The 16596-nt window shown below is 69.3% G+C and carries 20 protein-coding genes and 1 tRNA gene; 3 read left to right on the top strand and 18 right to left on the bottom strand.

Going from position 1 to position 16596, the window contains the following annotated elements:
* Position 1: 1 nt before the first annotated feature.
* From ACZ6SD_RS15525 to rplJ, 8 genes are all read right to left on the bottom strand, one after another.
* Entirely contained in the window at positions 2 to 994 is a 993-nt protein-coding gene (locus tag ACZ6SD_RS15525) for an MCE family protein (RefSeq protein ID WP_465317608.1), read from the bottom strand.
* Positions 991 to 2025 carry an MCE family protein gene (locus ACZ6SD_RS15520; protein ID WP_465317607.1) on the bottom strand — a complete coding sequence of 345 codons (1035 nt, stop codon included), beginning with the start codon at positions 2023 to 2025 and terminating at the stop codon, positions 991 to 993. The genes ACZ6SD_RS15525 and ACZ6SD_RS15520 overlap by 4 nt, the downstream gene beginning before the upstream one ends.
* Complete coding sequence (locus tag ACZ6SD_RS15515; protein WP_465317606.1) at positions 2022 to 3359, bottom strand: MCE family protein; 1338 nt, start codon at positions 3357 to 3359, stop codon at positions 2022 to 2024. The genes ACZ6SD_RS15520 and ACZ6SD_RS15515 overlap by 4 nt, the downstream gene beginning before the upstream one ends.
* Positions 3356 to 4195 (bottom strand): MlaE family ABC transporter permease, encoded by an 840-nt coding sequence (locus tag ACZ6SD_RS15510; protein ID WP_465317605.1) that lies wholly within the window; start codon positions 4193 to 4195, stop codon positions 3356 to 3358. The genes ACZ6SD_RS15515 and ACZ6SD_RS15510 overlap by 4 nt, the downstream gene beginning before the upstream one ends.
* A 1-nt stretch (position 4196) precedes the next feature.
* The gene (locus ACZ6SD_RS15505; RefSeq protein ID WP_465317604.1) at positions 4197 to 4994 is read right to left on the bottom strand and encodes an MlaE family ABC transporter permease; all 798 of its coding nucleotides are present in this window, start codon (positions 4992 to 4994) and stop codon (positions 4197 to 4199) included.
* A complete protein-coding gene (locus tag ACZ6SD_RS15500; RefSeq protein WP_465317603.1) occupies positions 4991 to 6100 on the bottom strand; it encodes an ABC transporter ATP-binding protein in 1110 nt (369 codons plus the stop codon). Before ACZ6SD_RS15500 ends, ACZ6SD_RS15505 begins: the two co-directional genes overlap by 4 nt.
* A 235-nt stretch (positions 6101 to 6335) precedes the next feature.
* Positions 6336 to 6722, bottom strand: coding sequence for a 50S ribosomal protein L7/L12 (rplL, locus tag ACZ6SD_RS15495; protein ID WP_465317602.1), 387 nt, complete (start codon positions 6720 to 6722; stop codon positions 6336 to 6338).
* A gap of 64 nt (positions 6723 to 6786) precedes the next feature.
* Positions 6787 to 7344 carry a 50S ribosomal protein L10 gene (gene rplJ, locus ACZ6SD_RS15490; protein ID WP_465317601.1) on the bottom strand — a complete coding sequence of 186 codons (558 nt, stop codon included), beginning with the start codon at positions 7342 to 7344 and terminating at the stop codon, positions 6787 to 6789.
* 267 nt (positions 7345 to 7611) lie between these two features.
* Here rplJ and ACZ6SD_RS15485 point away from each other — a divergent pair, with 267 nt between their 5' ends.
* Both ACZ6SD_RS15485 and ACZ6SD_RS15480 read left to right on the top strand, forming a co-directional pair.
* Positions 7612 to 8421: a hypothetical protein gene (locus ACZ6SD_RS15485; protein WP_465317600.1), complete on the top strand. Its 810-nt coding sequence runs from the start codon at positions 7612 to 7614 to the stop codon at positions 8419 to 8421.
* Positions 8422 to 8519: 98 nt separating this feature from the next.
* Entirely contained in the window at positions 8520 to 8741 is a 222-nt protein-coding gene (locus tag ACZ6SD_RS15480; RefSeq protein WP_465317599.1) for a hypothetical protein, read from the top strand.
* 262 nt (positions 8742 to 9003) lie between these two features.
* Here ACZ6SD_RS15480 and rplA read toward each other — a convergent pair whose 3' ends face one another.
* The 9 genes from rplA to ACZ6SD_RS15435 all read right to left on the bottom strand — a co-directional run bounded on the left by rplA (position 9004) and on the right by ACZ6SD_RS15435 (position 14662).
* A complete protein-coding gene (gene rplA, locus ACZ6SD_RS15475) occupies positions 9004 to 9723 on the bottom strand; it encodes a 50S ribosomal protein L1 (protein WP_465317598.1) in 720 nt (239 codons plus the stop codon).
* Positions 9724 to 9843: 120 nt separating this feature from the next.
* Positions 9844 to 10275, bottom strand: coding sequence for a 50S ribosomal protein L11 (rplK, locus tag ACZ6SD_RS15470; RefSeq protein ID WP_465317597.1), 432 nt, complete (start codon positions 10273 to 10275; stop codon positions 9844 to 9846).
* Between the two features lie 108 nt (positions 10276 to 10383).
* Complete coding sequence (gene nusG, locus ACZ6SD_RS15465) at positions 10384 to 11202, bottom strand: transcription termination/antitermination protein NusG (protein WP_465317596.1); 819 nt, start codon at positions 11200 to 11202, stop codon at positions 10384 to 10386.
* Between the two features lie 68 nt (positions 11203 to 11270).
* The gene (secE, locus tag ACZ6SD_RS15460; RefSeq protein WP_465317595.1) at positions 11271 to 11678 is read right to left on the bottom strand and encodes a preprotein translocase subunit SecE; all 408 of its coding nucleotides are present in this window, start codon (positions 11676 to 11678) and stop codon (positions 11271 to 11273) included.
* Between the two features lie 66 nt (positions 11679 to 11744).
* Positions 11745 to 11817, bottom strand: a tRNA-Trp gene (locus ACZ6SD_RS15455).
* A 228-nt stretch (positions 11818 to 12045) separates the two neighbouring features.
* Complete coding sequence (locus ACZ6SD_RS15450; RefSeq protein WP_465317594.1) at positions 12046 to 13140, bottom strand: aminotransferase-like domain-containing protein; 1095 nt, start codon at positions 13138 to 13140, stop codon at positions 12046 to 12048.
* A 67-nt stretch (positions 13141 to 13207) separates the two neighbouring features.
* Positions 13208 to 13654, bottom strand: coding sequence for a MaoC/PaaZ C-terminal domain-containing protein (locus ACZ6SD_RS15445; protein ID WP_465317593.1), 447 nt, complete (start codon positions 13652 to 13654; stop codon positions 13208 to 13210).
* Entirely contained in the window at positions 13651 to 14109 is a 459-nt protein-coding gene (locus ACZ6SD_RS15440) for an FAS1-like dehydratase domain-containing protein (RefSeq protein ID WP_465317592.1), read from the bottom strand. The genes ACZ6SD_RS15445 and ACZ6SD_RS15440 overlap by 4 nt, the downstream gene beginning before the upstream one ends.
* A 55-nt stretch (positions 14110 to 14164) precedes the next feature.
* On the bottom strand, positions 14165 to 14662 hold the full coding sequence (locus ACZ6SD_RS15435; protein ID WP_465317591.1) for a MarR family winged helix-turn-helix transcriptional regulator: 498 nt from the start codon (positions 14660 to 14662) through the stop codon (positions 14165 to 14167).
* A gap of 105 nt (positions 14663 to 14767) precedes the next feature.
* Here ACZ6SD_RS15435 and ACZ6SD_RS15430 point away from each other — a divergent pair, with 105 nt between their 5' ends.
* The gene (locus tag ACZ6SD_RS15430) at positions 14768 to 15409 is read left to right on the top strand and encodes an FMN-dependent NADH-azoreductase (RefSeq protein ID WP_465317590.1); all 642 of its coding nucleotides are present in this window, start codon (positions 14768 to 14770) and stop codon (positions 15407 to 15409) included.
* 855 nt (positions 15410 to 16264) lie between these two features.
* Here the strand turns inward: ACZ6SD_RS15430 and rpmG are convergent.
* Entirely contained in the window at positions 16265 to 16429 is a 165-nt protein-coding gene (gene rpmG / locus ACZ6SD_RS15425; protein ID WP_465317589.1) for a 50S ribosomal protein L33, read from the bottom strand.
* Positions 16430 to 16596: the final 167 nt, after the last annotated feature.

The following is a 16596-nucleotide window of genomic DNA, read 5'->3' as shown; positions in this document are numbered from 1 at the left end:
GTCATGACGGATCTCCCAGACAGCCGGGCTGGTTGAGCGGGCCTAGGGCGGGCGGGAGCAGGCCGCAGACATAGGAGTCGAACCAGCGGCCGGAGCCGAGCGCGTTGTTGAACTGCCGGGCGAACGGGGCGAACTTCCTGATGCCCTCGGCCAGTGCGTCCTGGTTGCGCTGGAGCATCCCGGTGAGCTGGTCGAGGCTGGCCAGCACCGGCCCGAGCTGGGCGTTGTTGTCGGCGACGAGCCCCTGCAACTCCCGGGACAGGTCCCGCGTGCCGGTGAGCAGCGCGGAGATCGCCTGCTTGCGGTTGTTGAGCTCGGCCAGCAAGAGGTTGCCGTCGGACAGCAGCCGGGCGACCTCGGCGTCGCGGTCGGCCAGGGTCTTGCTGATCTGCTTGGTGTTGTTCAGCAGCGTGGCCAGTTCCTGGTCGCGCGAGGAGATCGTGCGCGAGAGCGACTGGAGGCCGGTGAGCGCGCCGCGCACCTCGTCGGGGGTGTCGGCGAAGGTCTGGGAGATCACCTCGAAGCTCTCGGCGAGCCGCGCGGTGTCGACCTCGTCCACGGTCTCGGCCAGGCCGCGGAACGCCTCCAGCACGTCGTAGGGGGCGGCGGTGCGCTCGCGCGGGATGCGGACGGCCGGGTCGAGCACGGCGGAGCCGTCCGGCTCCAGCGCCAGGTACTTCTGCCCCAGCAGCGTCTTGATCTTGATTTCGGCCCGGGTCCGGTCGCCCACCCAGGCGTCTTTGACCTTGAACCGGACCACCACCTTGTCCCGGTCCAGGTCGATGTCGGACACCGCGCCGACCTTGATGCCCGCGATGCGGACCTCGTCGTCGGGCGCGATGCCCGCGGCCTCGCTGAACTCGGCGCTGTAGGTGGTGCCGCCGCCGATGATCGGCAGGTCGTCGGAGTTGACCGCGGCGACCAGCGCCAGCGCGATCGTCAGGATGGTGACAATGCCGATCGGGATCGGGTCGCGGGAGCTGAACGGCTTCATGCCCGGCACCTCTCCTGGCTCGCGGGCAGCAGCGGGATCTCGACCGGCGTGGTGATCAGCCCGGGGATGCCGATCTCGCCGCTCGCCTCGCACAGGTAGAAGTTGAACCAGGAGCCGTAGCCGACCGTGCGGGTCAACGCGGTCGTCTTCTCGGGCAGGAACTGGATGAAGTGCTCCACCAGGTCCTCGTGGTCGTTGAGGGTGTTCGCCAGCCCGCCCAGCGCGGCGATGTCCTGCTTGAGCGGCTCACGGGCCTCTTCGAGCAGGCCGGAGGTCGTCGTGGCCAGGCCGCCGAGCGCGTCGACCGCGTCCCCGATCGGCGCGCGGTCCTCGGCGAGGCCGCTGACGAGCCGCTGGAGCTGCACCACGAGCTGCGAAAGCTGCTCGCCGCGCGCGTTGACGGTGGTGAGCACGCCGTTGAGGTTGCCGATGACCTCGCCGATGACCGCGTCCTTGTCGGCGAGGGTGGTGGTCAGCGACGCGGTGCGCGCGAGCAGCGACTCCACGGTGCCGCCCTCGCCCTGCAAGACCTGGATGATCTCGTACGACAACTTGTTCACGTCGTCGGGCGACAGCGCCTGGAACAGCGGCTTGAACCCGTTGAACAGCTCGGTCAGGTCCAGCGCGGGCCGGGTGCGTTCCAGCGGAATCGTCCCGCCCGGCTCCAGCACGGCGTTCGGGTCGTAGCCCGCGCCCTGGCCGAGCGCGACGTACCGCTGGCCGACCAGGTTGCGGAACTTGATCTGCGCGGTCACCGACGCGGGCAGCCTGCGGTCCGCCGCGACGGAGAAGCGCACCTGCGCGTGCTTGCGGTCGGCGACCGAGACCTCCTCCACCTGCCCGACCCGCACGCCCGCGATCCGCACGTCGTCGCCGGGCAGCAGCAGCGTGGCGTCGGAGAACCGCGCGGTGTAGGTGTTCGTGGCGCTGAGGTCGACGTTGGCGATGCTGATGGCCAGCACCCCGGTCGCGGCGACCGTGAGCACCATGAACAGGCCCAGCTTGACCAGCGGCGCGGCGATACCCCTCATTTGAAGCCCACCTCCGTCCCGCGCAACGCCGGGCCGAGCAGCAGCGTGCTCCACCCGGGCACCTGCTCGGGGGCGACGCCCAGGCCCGGGGCGAGCAGTTGGGCGACGAACGCGGCCTCCTGCGGCGAGTTCGGCAGGCCCAGCCCGTCACCGCCCGCCGAGGCCGGGCTGGTGGACCCGGGTGGCAGGACGCCATCGGAGATCGAGCGGGCGGGCGGCGGGTTCGACGCGCCGTCGCCCAGCGGCCCGTCCGGCGGGGACTGCGGGAACGGCGTCGGGAACTGGGTGAGGTCGTAACAGCGCGGGCCGCGGTCTTCGGCGTACCGCGGCTCGTCCACCCCGGGCCGGTACGGGCCGCGGTTGGTGGTGACCTCCAGCGTGACGTGCAGACCGGGCTGGTCGGTGCCCTTGCCGAACACCCGGTCCAGCGCGGGCACGTTCTCGGCCATCATCCGCAGCAGGCACGGGTACTCCGGCGAGTACCGGGCCAGCGTCTCCAGCGTCGGGCGCGACGAGTCGGCGAGCCGGATCAGGTTGTCCCGGTTGACCAGCAGGAACGACTCCAGGTCGCGCGCGGCGGTGGTGGTCGTGGCGAACAGGACGTCGAGGTTGGCGCGCTGCTCGGCGACGGTTCGCGAGGTGACCGTGAGGTCGGTGAGGGCGGCGACCAGGTCGGGCGCTGCCTCGCTGTAGACGTCGCTGACCTCGGCCAGTGAGCGCAGGTCTTCCCGCAGCTTCGGTAAGTGCGGATTCAGCTCGCCGACAAGCTGCCCTAGATCCGACAGCGTCTGGCCAAGCGCCTCGCCGCGGCCCTGCAACGCGGTGGAGATGGCGGTAAGCGTGCTCGACAGCTTCTGCGGCTGCACCGCCTGCAACACCGGCAGCAGGCTCTCGAACGCCTGCTCCAGCTCCACGGCCCTGGTCGAGGTGTCCTGCCGGATGCGGTCGCCCGCCGACAGCGCGTCCGGCGCGGGGTCCGCCGGGATCACCAGCGCGACATAGCGCTCACCGAACAGCGTCTTGGGCAGGAACCGCGCGGCGACGTTGCGGGGGATGACGTCGATCTTGGCCGGGTCGATCGCCAGGTCGAGTTCGGCGCCCTCGGCGGTCGGGGTGATCCGGCGGACCTCGCCGACGATCAGACCGCGCACTTTCACATCGGAGTGCACCGTGAGCTGGTTGCCCACCTTGTCCGTGGTCAGCGTGACCGACGCGACCGGGGTGAACGCCTTGTTGTACGACGCGATGCTCAGCGCGACCAGGCTGGCGACGGCCGCGACGAACGTCAGGCCGTAGAGCCGCCGCTTGATCACCTTGCCTAAGCCCGTGCTCATCCCGCGATCCTCACCGTTGTGGTCGTGCCCCAGATGGCGAAGCCGATGAAAAAGTTGACGATCGCGACAGTGACGATCGTGGTGCGCACCGCCCGGCCCACGGCCACACCGACGCCAGCGGGGCCGCCGGAGGCGGTGTAACCGTAGTAGCAGTGCGACAAGATGATGATCACCGCGAAGACCAGCACCTTGCCGAACGACCAGAACACGTCCTGCGGCGGCAGGAACAGGTCGAAATAGTGGTCGTAGGTGCCCGCGGACTGCCCGTAGAAGTGCACGGTGATCGTCCGCGACGCCAGGTACGAGGTCAACAACCCGATGATGTAGAGCGGAATCACCGCGATGAACCCGGCGATGATCCGGGTCGTCACCAGGAACGGCAGGCTCGGGACGGCCATGACCTCCAGCGCGTCGATCTCCTCCGAGATCCGCATCGCGCCGAGCTGCGCGGTGAAGCCCGCGCCGACCGTCGCCGACAGCGCCAGCCCGGCGACCAGCGGCGCGATCTCCCGGGTGTTGATGTAGGCCGAAGCGAACCCGGAGAACGCGGCCGTGCCGATCTGGTCGAGCGCCGCGTACCCCTGCATGCCGACCACGACCCCGGTGAACACGGTCAGCCCGACCATCACCCCGACCGTGCCGCCGATGACCGCAAGCGCGCCGCTGCCGAAGCTGACCTCGGCGAGCAGCCGCATGGTCTCGCGGGTGTAGCGGCGCAGCGCGCGCGGAATCCAGGCGATGGCGCGCACGTAGAACGACATCTGGTCGCCCAGCTCGTCCAGGGTCTCCAGCGGCCGTCGGACCGTGCGCCGGGCGGCTCTGCCGATCAGGGCCATGTCAGCTCCCCTTCGCCGGGACGACTTGGAGGTAGACCGCGGTCAGCACGAAGTTCACGAAGAACAGCAGCAGGAACGTGATGACGACCGACTGGTTCACCGCGTCGCCGACCCCCTTCGGACCGCCCTTGGGGTGCAGCCCCCGGTAAGCGGCGACGACCCCGGCGATGAAGCCGAAGATGAGCGCCTTGAGTTCGCTGATCCACAGGTCCGGAAGCTGCGCCAGCGCGGAGAAGCTGGACAGGTACGCGCCGGGCGTGCCGCCTTGCAGGACCACGTTGAAGAAGTAGCCGCCCATCACCCCGACCACGCTGACCAGGCCGTTGAGCAGGACCGCGACCAGCATGGCGGCCAGCACCCTGGGCACGATGAGCCGCTGCACCGGCGAGACGCCCAGCACCGCCATCGCGTCGATCTCCTCGCGGATGGTGCGCGCGCCGATGTCCGCGCAGATCGCCGAGCCGCCCGCGCCAGCCACCAACAGCGCGGTCACCAGCGGCGCCGCCTGCTGGATGATGGCGAGCACGCTGGCCGCGCCGGTGAACGACTGCGCGCCCAGCTGCACGATCAGCGTGCCCAGCTGCAAGGCGATGATCGCGCCGAACGGGATGGCGACCAGCGCGGTCGGCAGGATCGTGACGCTGGCGATGAACCAGCACTGCTGGATGAACTCCCGGGTCTGAAACGGCCGCCGGAAGACGTTCACCAGCACGTCGAGTCCCAGCGCGCACAGCTTGCCGGTTTCCCGCAGCGCGCCCGCGCCGGGGAAACTGGCCTGCTTTGCCGCGCCGGTCGTCACCGCCCGCCTGCCCCCCGCCAGTCCTGCCGGGGCAGCCGCGCGATCTCCTGCGTCTCGTGCAGGCTGCCGCGGAAGCTCGCCGCCGGGGGCCGCCGGTGGGACCGCACGTTGTAGCGGGCGCGTTCGGCGTCGCTGAGCGAGTCGATGATGCCTTCCTGCGCGGCCTCGGGCAGCGTGTGCAGGATCTGCATGACCCGGTCCTTGCGCCTGCGCGCGCCCTGCCGCTCGGGCAGGCCCGGGGTCGGCTCGATCTGCGGGACGACGCCGCGCAGATCCTCCGAGCCCGAGCCGTCGTGGTGCCCCGCGTCGACGTGCGCCTGCTCGGCGGCCATCTGCGCGGCGTCCTTCTCCTCGGACATGCCGATCGGGCCGATGCGGCGGCCGTTGAGGAACTGGTCGACCACGGGCTCGTCGCTGGTCAGCAGCACCTCGCGGGGGCCGAACATGACCAGTTCCTTGCGGAAGAGCATGCCCAGGTTGTCCGGCACGGTGCGGGCCAGATTGATGTTGTGGGTGACGATCAGGATCGTCGCGTCGATCTGCGCGTTCAGGTCGATCAGCAGCTGCGACAGGTACGCGGTGCGGACCGGGTCGAGGCCGGAGTCGGGCTCGTCGCACAGGATGATCTCGGGGTCGAGCACCAGCGCGCGGGCCAGCCCGGCGCGCTTGCGCATACCGCCGGAAATTTCGCCGGGCAGCTTGTGCTCCGCGCCTTGTAGGCCAGTCAGCTCCAGCTTCTCCAGCACGATCCGCTTGATCTCGGCCTCGGACTTCTTGGTGTGCTCCCGCAGCGGGAACGCCACGTTGTCGTAGAGGTCCATCGAGCCGAACAGCGCGCCGTCCTGGAACAGCACCCCGAACAGCTTGCGGGTCTCATACAGCTTGGCTTCGCTGCAGGTCACGATGTCGACGCCGTTGACGACGCACGAGCCGCGGTCGGGCTTGAGCAGGCCGATCATCGACTTGAGGAACACCGACTTGCCGGTGCCCGACGGGCCCAGCATGACCGAGACCTCGCCCGGCGGGAGAGTCAACGTGACGTCCCGCCAGATGGCCTGGTTGCCGAAGGACTTGCTCAGGCCCTCGATGACCACCTCGGCGCCCATCGAACCTCCCGGATGTGCTCGACCGCTACGCGGTGTCAATAGGGGCAACGACTGCGCTCCGCCCTGGTTACTGGCGAAGTTACTGCCGAGTTCGGAAAATACTCGCCACCACTGCGGGATGACCAGCGGGGTTGTGCCTAGAACACAAAAAGGCCCGGCGCACACGGCGCCGGGCCCCTTCGCGGGTACTGCTGAGGTTACTTCACGGTGCTGAGGTTACTTGGCTGTGCTGAGGTTACTTAACCGCGATCTTCGCGCCAGCCGCCTCAAGCTTCTCCTTGGCGGCCTCGGCGGCCTCCTTGGTGACCTTCTCCAGGATCGCCTTCGGAGCGGCCTCGACCAGCTCCTTGGCCTCCTTCAGGCCCAGGCCGGAGACGACCTCGCGGACGACCTTGATGACCTGGATCTTCTTGTCGCCAGCGGCCTCAAGGACCACGTCGAACTCGTCCTGCTCCTCGGCGGCCTCGGCCGGAGCGGCGCCCGGGGCGGCGGCGGCGACGGCGACCGGCGCGGCGGCGGTGACCTCGAAGGTGGTCTCGAACTCCTTGAGGAAGGCCGAGAGCTCCAGGAGAGTCATCTCCTTGAACGCGTCGAGCAGCTCGTCGGTGCTGAGCTTCGCCATGGTGGCGGTTCCTTTCACTAACACACCCGGTCAAACGGGCGCGGTGTACTTCCGGGTGGTTTGTTCAGCTCTCGGCGGCAGCGTCTTCCGCGGGAGCGGCTGGCGCGGCGGCCGCCTTCTTCTCCTGCAGAGCAGCGGCCAGGCGGGCGACCTGCGTGGCGGGCGCGGCGAACAGGCCGGCCGCCTTGCTGAGGTTGCCCTTCATCGCGCCCGCCAGCTTGGCGAGCAGCACCTCACGGCTGTCGAGGTCGGCGATCTGCCCGACCTCTTCGACGGTGAGCGGGCGGCCGTCCATGTAGCCGCCCTTGATGACCAGACCCTTGTTGTCCTTCGCGAAGTCGCGGAGCGCCTTGGCGGCGTCCACCGGCTCACCCTCGACGAAGGCGATCGCGGTGGGCCCGACGAACAGGCTTTCCAGCCCGTCCAGGCCCGCGTCCTCCGCGGCCCGCTTGACCAGGGTGTTCTTCGCGACGCGATAGGTCGTGCCAGTGCCGAGAGCGCGACGCAGCGTGGTGAGCTGGGCCACCGTGAGGCCGGTGTACTCAGTGACGACAGCGGCCGAGCTGTTGCGGAACTTGTCCGCGATCTCGGCGACTGCACCCACCTTTTCAGGCTTCGCCATGGGTCGCCTCCTCTCGTGTGCATGGGATTCGCTGGCACACGCGGGGCCCGGAAACGACGAACGCCCCGGCGCGGACGGCACGGGGCGACTCCACGAAGCGCGCACGGCGGCGCTCTTCGGATGTTTCCTCGTCCTGCCTGCGCGGGCCGCCCACGTTGTGGGCCCTTCGTCTTCCGCCACCGAGGCGGCGGAAGAAACCAGCGGTCTTCGGTAGAACCATCGGCAAGGGTACGCGCCGCTGGCCGCCCACTCCAAATCGGGTGCGGCATGATGGTCTCCGTGGCCGACAACGAGCACCCGGACCGCGACCAGCCGACCCCCGGGCCACCACCGGCCCTCCCACCGCCCGCGGGCCCACCGGCGTCCTGGCAGCCCCCCGCCGGACCGCCGCCCGCGGCCCGGCAGCCCCAGCCCATACCGCCCGTCGACGACGAGCAGTGGCGCCAGTTCCAGGAGTTCCAGCGCTTCCAGGAGTTCCAACGCGCCCAGGGCGGCCTGCCCCAGGGGCCGAGGGACGAGCCCAAGCGACGCCCGCTGTGGCTGCGGGTGCTGCTGGCCAAGTGGTTCCGCCGGATCGTGTTCCTGCTGGTCGTGGTGCTGGCCCTGAGCTGGGCCTACCAGCACTACTTCGGCAACCCGGACGAAGACCTCCCCGCGTCGCAGACCGGCGGCGGCAAGACCGAGCGCACCCTGATCTTCGCCACGAATCCCCGGACCGCGGTGCGCATGGTCTACGACGACATCGCGCACACCGACCCGGTGGCCACCTGCAGGCGCTTCGAGACCCCCGAGGTGGAGCAGCAGTTCGCCAACCACTTCAACGCCCCCGACTGCCCCACAGCGGTCCAGCGCCTGGGCGGCCAGGTCACCAGCCGCACCGACTACTCGAACCCGCGCTTCCCACCCAGCGTCGACCTCACGCCCGGCCCAGACGGCTCCGTCGTGGTCAGCTCGTGCGCGCTGGAAGTCCGCCAGGGCCCTCGGCTGGGCCAGTTCACCGTGCGCCCCATCCCGGAGTCGAAGGGCACCCAGTGGACGATCTCCCGCCACGAAGCCGAGCCGAACCCCTGCCGGTGACCACCTGCCGGGGCCTGGCCATCGGCCCCTGGTGGCACCGCCTGGGTCAGCCTTCGGACTGATTCGGGCCTACCGGCCCCGCTCCTAGCCTTCCGATCATGGACGCACGGGGGTACGAGGGGTTGCAGGTGCTGGTGTTCTTCGTGGGGCTCTACGAAGGGGTGATCCCATTCGTGGCGAAGCTGTTCGACTGGAAGCCGTTCTTGGCGTTCCCGCTGCGGTTGCCCAGTCCAGCCTGGTGGATCGTGTCGGCGGCGACGATCGTGGTCAGCATTGCGCTGCTCGAATTGTTGGACCGAGCGAAGAAGCGGGTTTCCTAGGCAAGCATGTGGGCCGTGTTGGACCCGGCACTACACACCGCGCTGTACGTGAGCGAAACGGGCGGCTGGGCTGCTTGTGGGTGCCGGAGCGCCCCAACACACACCAAGTCCCGCGACGAAGTCATCGCTGGAACAGGGGCCACGGCGATGCTGTCGGCCCCGCGTTGGAGGCGGAGCGGGGCGCGCGGTGAGTGTGACCCGCCCCCACAACGCGCGAAGGCCCCCTCCGGTGGTTCGGAGGGGGCCTTCACCGAGCGGTGGGTCAGGCGTTGGCTTCCTCTTCGAGGAGGTTGCGGAGCCTGGCCGGGTCGACCGGGATGCCGGGGCCCATGGTGGTCGAGAAGGTGACCTTCTTCAGGTAGCGGCCCTTCGCGGCCGAGGGCTTGGCCCGCATGATCTCGTCCAGGGCCGCGGCGTAGTTCTCCACCAGCTTGGCCTGGTCGAAGGAGACCTTGCCGATGACCAGGTGCAGGTTGGCCTGCTTGTCGACCCGGAAGTTGATCTTGCCGCCCTTGATGTCGGCGACGGCCTTGGTGACGTCCGGGGTGACGGTGCCGGTCTTCGGGTTCGGCATCAGGCCGCGCGGGCCGAGGATGCGGGCGATGCGGCCGACCTTGGCCATCTGGTCGGGGGTGGCGATCGCGGCGTCGAAGTCGAGCCAGCCGCCCTGGATGCGTTCGATCAGGTCTTCCGAGCCGACCGCGTCGGCGCCTGCGGCCTCGGCCTCGGCGGCCTTGTCGCCGGTGGCGAAGACGATGACGCGGGCGGTCTTGCCGGTGCCGTGCGGCAGGTTGACGGTGCCGCGGACCATCTGGTCGGCCTTGCGGGGGTCGACGCCGAGGCGGATCGCGACCTCGACGGTCGCGTCCAGCTTCACCTTGGAGGTCTCCTTGGCGAGCTTGGCGGCCTCAAGCGGCGAGTACAGCCGCTCCCGGTCGATCAGCTCGGCGGCCTGACGGTAGGCCTTGCTGCGCTTTGCCATTGCTGTTCCTATCTCCATGTTCGCGCCCGGGTCAGGAAACGAAACCCGGCGCGGCGGATCAGTCGTGGTGCGAGCCAGCGCCTGGCCCTCCCACAGATGCTTGGGGTCGTGCTGGTGGAACTACTCGACCGTGATGCCCATCGAGCGGGCGGTGCCCGCGATGATCTTGGCGGCCTGGTCGACGTCGTTCGCGTTGAGGTCGGCCTTCTTGGTCTCGGCGATCTCGCGCACCTGGTCCCAGGTCACCTTGGCGACCTTGGTCTTGTGCGGCTCCGCGCTGCCCTTGTCCACACCGGCGGCCTTGAGCAGCAGCTTCGCGGCGGGCGGGGTCTTGAGCTTGAAGTCGAACGAGCGGTCTTCGTACACGGAGATCTCGACCGGCACGACGGTGCCGCGCTGCGACTCGGTCGCGGCGTTGTAGGCCTTGCAGAACTCCATGATGTTGACGCCGTGCTGGCCCAGCGCGGGACCCACCGGCGGGGCCGGGTTGGCCATGCCCGCCGTGATCTGCAGCTTGATGATCGCTGCGAGCTTCTTCTTCTTGGGTGGCATTTCCGTGCTTCCTGTTGCTCTCGGTGTTGCGTCACCGATGGCGACGCGATGTCCGCCTCGGGCGAATGGCTGCGCCCGAGACGGCCGCCGGTCCGGCTGGCGGACCGGTCAGATCTTGGAGACCTGGGTGAACGACAGCTCGACCGGGGTCTCCCGGCCGAAGATCGACACCAGGACCTTCAGCTTCTGCCCGTCGGCGTTGACCTCGCTGATCGTCGCGGGCAGGGTCGCGAACGGGCCGTCCATGACGGTGACCGACTCGCCGACCTCGAAGTCCACCTCGACCGACGGGCCGCGGGTCGCCGAGGCGGCCGCGCCCTTGGCCTTGTCCGGCTTGGCTTCCTCGACCTGCGGCAGGAGGAACTTGAGCACGTCGTCGATGGTCAGCGGCGACGGCTTGGACGTGGCGCCGACGAAGCCGGTGACCCCGGGGGTGTTGCGGACCGCGGACCACGAAGCGTCGTTGAGGTCCATCCGGACCAGGATGTAGCCGGGCAGCACCTTGCGCTGCACCTGCTTGCGCTGGCCGTTCTTGATCTCGGTGACCTCTTCGGTCGGCACCTCGACCTGGAAGATGAAGTCCTCCATGTCCAGGGTCTGGATGCGGGTTTCGAGGTTGGTCTTGACCTTGTTCTCGTAACCGGCGTAGGAGTGCACGACGTACCAGTCGCCGGGGGCGGACCGCAGCGCGTCGCGCATCTCGGCCGCCGGGTCGGCGGGCGCCGCATCGATGGGCGGGGCGGCGGCTTGTGAGTCGTCGCTGTCTTCGGAGTCGTCAGAGTCTTCTGAGTCTTCGGAGCCCTGGGCGACCTCGACGGTCTCGGTGCGCTCGCTGTCGCCGTCCGGCTCGGGGGTCGAGACCTCATCGACCTCGTCGTCGGTCAGGCTGGTCAGTTCGCTCCCGGCAGCGCCGTTTTCGGAGGTCACAGTTGGTCTCGCTTCCTTTCGTACATCACGTGTTCAGTCTCATCGACCGGCGCGCCGCAGGCGCGGGCTCAGCCGAACAGCCAGAACACGCCCTTGCCGAGGGCAAGGTCCAGGCCCGCGACCAACGCCACCATGAAGGCCACGAACACCAGCACCACGGCGGTGTAGGTGATCATCTGCTTGCGGGTCGGCCAGATGACCTTGCGCAACTCGGCGACGACCTCGCGGAGGAACCGGGCGATCCGGGCGAAGATCGAGCCCTTGTCGTCCTTGGCGCGGTCGCGGGCCGGAGTGGGGCGGCCCTTGCGGTCCGCGGCGGCGGACTCGGCCTTCGCCGCGGGGGTCTTGGCCGACTTGCCGTCGGCGTCCTTGCGTGCGGCCGGGCGCGCCGTGCCGCGGCGCTCACGCCGGGCAGCGGCGGTGACCGGACGAGAAGGGCGCTCTTGCCCCTCTTCCCGCTCCTTGTCCTCGGCCACGCCATTCCTCCACTCGGTGTGTTCCCACCCGCCCGGCGCGGCGCGAGCCGGACCGGACGTCAAACGCAGGGGCGACAGGAATCGAACCTGCAACCTGCGGTTTTGGAGACCGCTGCTCTGCCAATTGAGCTACACCCCTTCGCGACCCGTCGGCACCGCCTCCGGTCCGCGTCATGGACGCACCTGACCAACCCCACCTTAGCCGCTTTCCGGCTACCGCGAGGATGTCAAGGTCGTTCCAAGCACGAGAGCATACGGCACCGCGCGGACCCCCTCGAAATCGAGCCCCGCGCACCCCGTGTGACCTGCTGGTTCGCCGCGGAACCCGGACGGGAGCCGCGGCGAACCAGCGAGGACCGGCGCGGGCTCAGCCGAGCGAGGCCAGCGCGTCCGCGAGCCGGGACACGCCCTCTTCGATCTGGTCGACCCGCACGCCCGAGTACGCCAGGCGCATGGTCCGCTCGCCGCCGTCGAGCAGGAAGTCGGTGCCCTTGACGAAGGTGACGCCGCGCTCCTCCGCCGCGGGCAGCAGCTTGGCGACGTCGACGCCCTCGGGCAGCTCGACCCACATGAAGTAGCCGCCCTCCGGCGCGGTGAACTTCGCGTCCGGCAGGTGCTTGGCCAGCGCGTCGCACAGCGTCTGGACCCGCTCGGCGAGCGCGGCGTTGACCGTGGCGATGGAGCGCTCCAGGCCGCCGTCGACGCAGAACCGGTGCACGACCGCCTGGGCGAACATGTTCGGCGAGATGTAGGTGTTGGTCGCGCGCACGCGCACCTTCGCCACCAGCTCGGCCGGGCCGACGATGTAGCCCACGCGCACGCCGGGGGCCACGGTCTTGGAGAACGAGCTCGCGTACACGACCCGGCCGCGACCGGAGTCCAGCTCCAGCATGGTCGGCAGCGGCTCACCGGCGAAGCGGATCTGCACGTACGGGTCGTCCTCAAAGATGACGAAGTCGTACTGCTCGGCCAGCTCCAGCAGGCGGGTGCGCTTGGCCAGGCTCAGGGTGTACCCGGCCGGGTTCTGGAAGTTGGGGATGACGTGCGCGAACGTCGGGCGCAGGCCGCCTTCGAGCAGGCCAGCCAGCTCCTCGACGTCGATGCCGTCCACGGCGAGCGACACCGGCCGCACGTCGGCCTCGCGCTGCCGCAGGCCCAGCAGGGTGCGGTCGTAGGTGGGCCGCTCCACGATCACCGGCTGGCCGGGCTTGACCAGCTCGTCGAAGAGGAACGCGTCCGCCTGCATGGAGCCGTTGGTGACCAGCACCTGGTCCTCGGCGACGCCGTGCCGCTCCGCGAGGTACTTGCGCAGCGGGGGGTAGCCGATCGCGGTGCCGTAGCCGAGGGCGCCGCCGGGGTCGTTGGTCAGCGCTGCGTCCGCGGCGGCCTTGAGACCGCTGACGTCGACAATGTCGAGGGACGGGGCGCCACGGGCGAAGGAGATCAGTTCTGATGCCGTCACAGGTGAAATCTAGAGCTTCCGCCCCGCTCCGGTGAGCCCGCCCCCGACCGATCTTGGCGCGCCGGACCTAGGACCGCGGCCGCACCACCGCGACGGCCTTGCCCAGCACGGTCTTGCCATCGAACTTCGCGGTGAGGTCGACCCGCACCGTGCCGTCCGCGCGGATCTCGCCGACCTTGCCGCTCAGCTCCAGCAGCGCGCCCTTGTCGTCGTTCGGGACGACCACCGGCCGGGTGAACCGGGAGTAGTACTCGACCAGCTCCCCCATGCCCCAGTCGGTGACGACCCGCCCGGCCAGCGCCATGGTGAGCATCCCGTGCGCGATGACGTCGGGCAGGCCGACCTCGCGGGCGAACGCCTCGTTCCAGTGGATGGGGTTGAAGTCGAGCGCGGCGCCCGCGTACCGGACCAGGTCGGCGCGGGTGACGCGCACGTCCAGCGGCGGCAGGGCGGCGCCGACCTTGATCCCAGTCGTGGCGTCGGCGATCTCGGTGCTCCCGGTGCTCTCGGTCATGCCTCGCCCTCCTCGGCGTCGCGCACCACAAGCTGCGCCTTCGCGGTGACCCTCGGCTCGCCGGATTCGGTGCCGATCTCGGCGCGCAGGGTGATGAAGTCGTTCCCGACCCGCCGCATGATGCTCTCGACGGAGCTGGCCACCACCAGGCGGTCTCCCGCCACCACCGGCTGGTGGTAAGCGAAGGACTGGTCTCCGTGGACCATCCGGCTGTAGTCGAGCCCCAACTCGGGGTCGCTGACGATGGTGTTGATCGCCGCGAGGTTGATGATCGTGGTGAAGGTGGGCGGCGCCACCACGTCCGGGTAGCCAGCGGCCCGCGCGGCCTCCGGGTCCCGGTACACCGGGTTCGGGTCGCCGATGGCCTCGGCGAACTCAAGAATCTTCGCCCGGCTCACCTCGTACACGGGCGAGAGCGGGTAGGTGCGACCAACGAACGACTGATCCAACGCCACCCGGAAACCCTACCCAACCCGCTGACGTCCGGATGTCACCAGCGCTTAAGCGCCGTCAGCACGGCGGAATCCGGTCTTCCATCTCGGCGATGTCCTTGACCACGACGCAGGCCGACTCGTCCTCGTGCTCCTGGCGGGTGGCCAGCTTGCGCAGCAGGTCGCGCAGGACCTCCCGCTCGGACTCGCCCAGCGGCGCGAGCACGTGGTCCTCGACCCGCCCCAGCGCGGCGGTGGCCTCGGCGAGCCGCGCGTTCCCGGCGTCGGTGATCACCAGCCTGCGCGCCCTGCGGTCGGTCGGATCGGGCCTGCGCTCGACCAGTCCCGCGCGTTCCAGGTCATCGATCAGATAGGTCATGACCGTCCGGTCGACCCCCAGCCACTGCGCCAGCGCCGCCTGGCTGCACGCCGACCCGTCCCGCGCGGCGATGAGCACCTGGTGCCCCCTCGGCCCGCCGGGCAGGCCAGACAGCACGGCCTCGGTCGCCTTCAGATAGCCCCGGTAGACCGCGCCCAGCGCCCAGCCGAGATCGGCGGAGACAGCGGGCGTGGTCACGCGAACCAGGGTACGGCAGGAATATCGGCCCCACAGGATCTGTTGACAAGATAGTCTGCTCAGCAGAACATCTTGCTTGACACGTATCTCGTTCTGGAGGACCTGATGACCTTGCTCCGCGTCGACAGCAGCATCCGCACCGAAGGCTCCGTCAGCCGCGCTGTCGCCGACACGTTGGAGAACACCTGGCGGGCAGAGCATCCGACCGGAGCCGTCGTGCGCCGCGATCTTGGGGTGAATCCGCTGCCCGCTGACGCCTGGGCCGCTTCCGTCGCCGCTGGTTCCGTTGCCGAGCCCAATGCTGAGCAGCAGGCCGCGGCCGCGCTGGCTACCGAGCTGGCTGATGAGGTGCTGGCGGCGGACGCCGTGGTGATCGCTACGTCGCTGTACAACTTCGGGCTCTCGCAGCACGTGAAGAACTGGATCGACCTGCTGATCAGCGAGCCTCGGCTGGCGCCGGGGTCGACCGCGCTACAGGGGCGGCCGGTGGCGATCGTGGTCGCGCGTGGGGGTGGGTATGGGGCCGGGACGCCTCGGGAAGGGTGGGACCATGCCACGCCTTACCTGGTGCGGATCTTCCAGGATGTGTTCGGGGCTGAGGTGACGGTGGTGGAGGCTGAGCTGACTATGGCTGACACTGTGCCCGCCATGGCTGAGCTGGTGCCGCTCGCTCAGGAGTCGATCAGCGCCGCGCACAGCCTGGCCGCTTCGACTGCCAAGGTGTTCGTGAGTCGTAGCGCTGCTTGATCGCTTGCTGCGCTGTTTGCTCGATGGGGGTTCGTGGGCTGGGTTTGTGGGGTTGCTCGATGGGGTGGAGTGGTTTCTTCGGGGCCCCTACGAAGGAAGATCGCCGTGTGAAAGACGGGTGGGATGCCTTCGGCCTCACACGTGCGGAGCCAGCTTAGCGATCTTCCTTCTCCCCCGAAGAAACCACTCCACCCCATCGAGCACCTGGCGAGCCTCGGGTGCTGTTGGCAGGAGCGTGGGTTTGCTGTGTCCGTCCTCGCCGGGCACCTGGCAGAGCCGGGCGCGGCTGACAGGAGGAGCGGGGTCGCTGTTAGGCCCCACCGGGCACCTGGCGGGGTTGGGTGCGGTTGGCAGGTAGGCGGGTTCGCTGTCCCGCTCGTCCATCTGGCACTTGGCAGCTTTGACGCTGCCTAACAAGAGGGCGGGTTCTCTGTTCGGCCCCGCCTGGCGGGGCCGAGGTGTGGTTGGCAGGAACGCGGGTTCGCTGGTCCTCCCACCGGGCACCTGCCAGAGCCGCCGGACGCGGCTGGCAGGGGGTTCCTTGTTCCCAACCACGTCCACAATGGCCCTGTTTCGGCCTTTTCCGCCGCCCCACACCCCCACACAACAAACCCCACCCGCCCTGGGGGCCGGGCCCTGTTCCATCCTATCGTCGCAGGTCAGGACGGTAAAGAGGGTGCGCTGGGCCTGTGGATAACTTGCGATCATGGACGGCCCGGGAAGCTCCGCAGCACTGGGAGCTCCCGGTGCCGGAGGTTGCTGACCAAGCAGCCGAGAGGCATCCCCAACAACAAACACGAAGGCCGCCTCACCGACAGGTGAGGCGGCCTTCGTGAATCAGGAAGAACCCGAAAGTCAGCGGGTTTCCTTGTGCAGCTTGTGAGTCCCACAGTTAGGGCAGAACTTCTTCATCTCCAACCGGTCAGGATCATTCCGCCGGTTCTTCTTGGTGATGTAGTTACGGTGCTTGCAGCTCTCACACGCGAGCGTGATCTTCGGCCGCACGTCAGTAGAAGCCACAACCAACCCTTCCTAACAGCCAAGTCCCGGATCAACACGAAAGCCGACCCGAGCGGGGGTCCAGGGGGCTTGCCCCCTGGGGTGGGGTCTGGGGGGGGGGGGGGGGGGGGGGGGGGGGGAGGGGGGGGGGGGGGGGGGGTGGGGTGGGGGGGGGGGGGGGGTGAGGC

It is taken from the genome of Actinokineospora sp. NPDC051303, from assembly GCF_055586285.1.
This window is presented reverse-complemented; position numbering and strand designations above follow the sequence as displayed.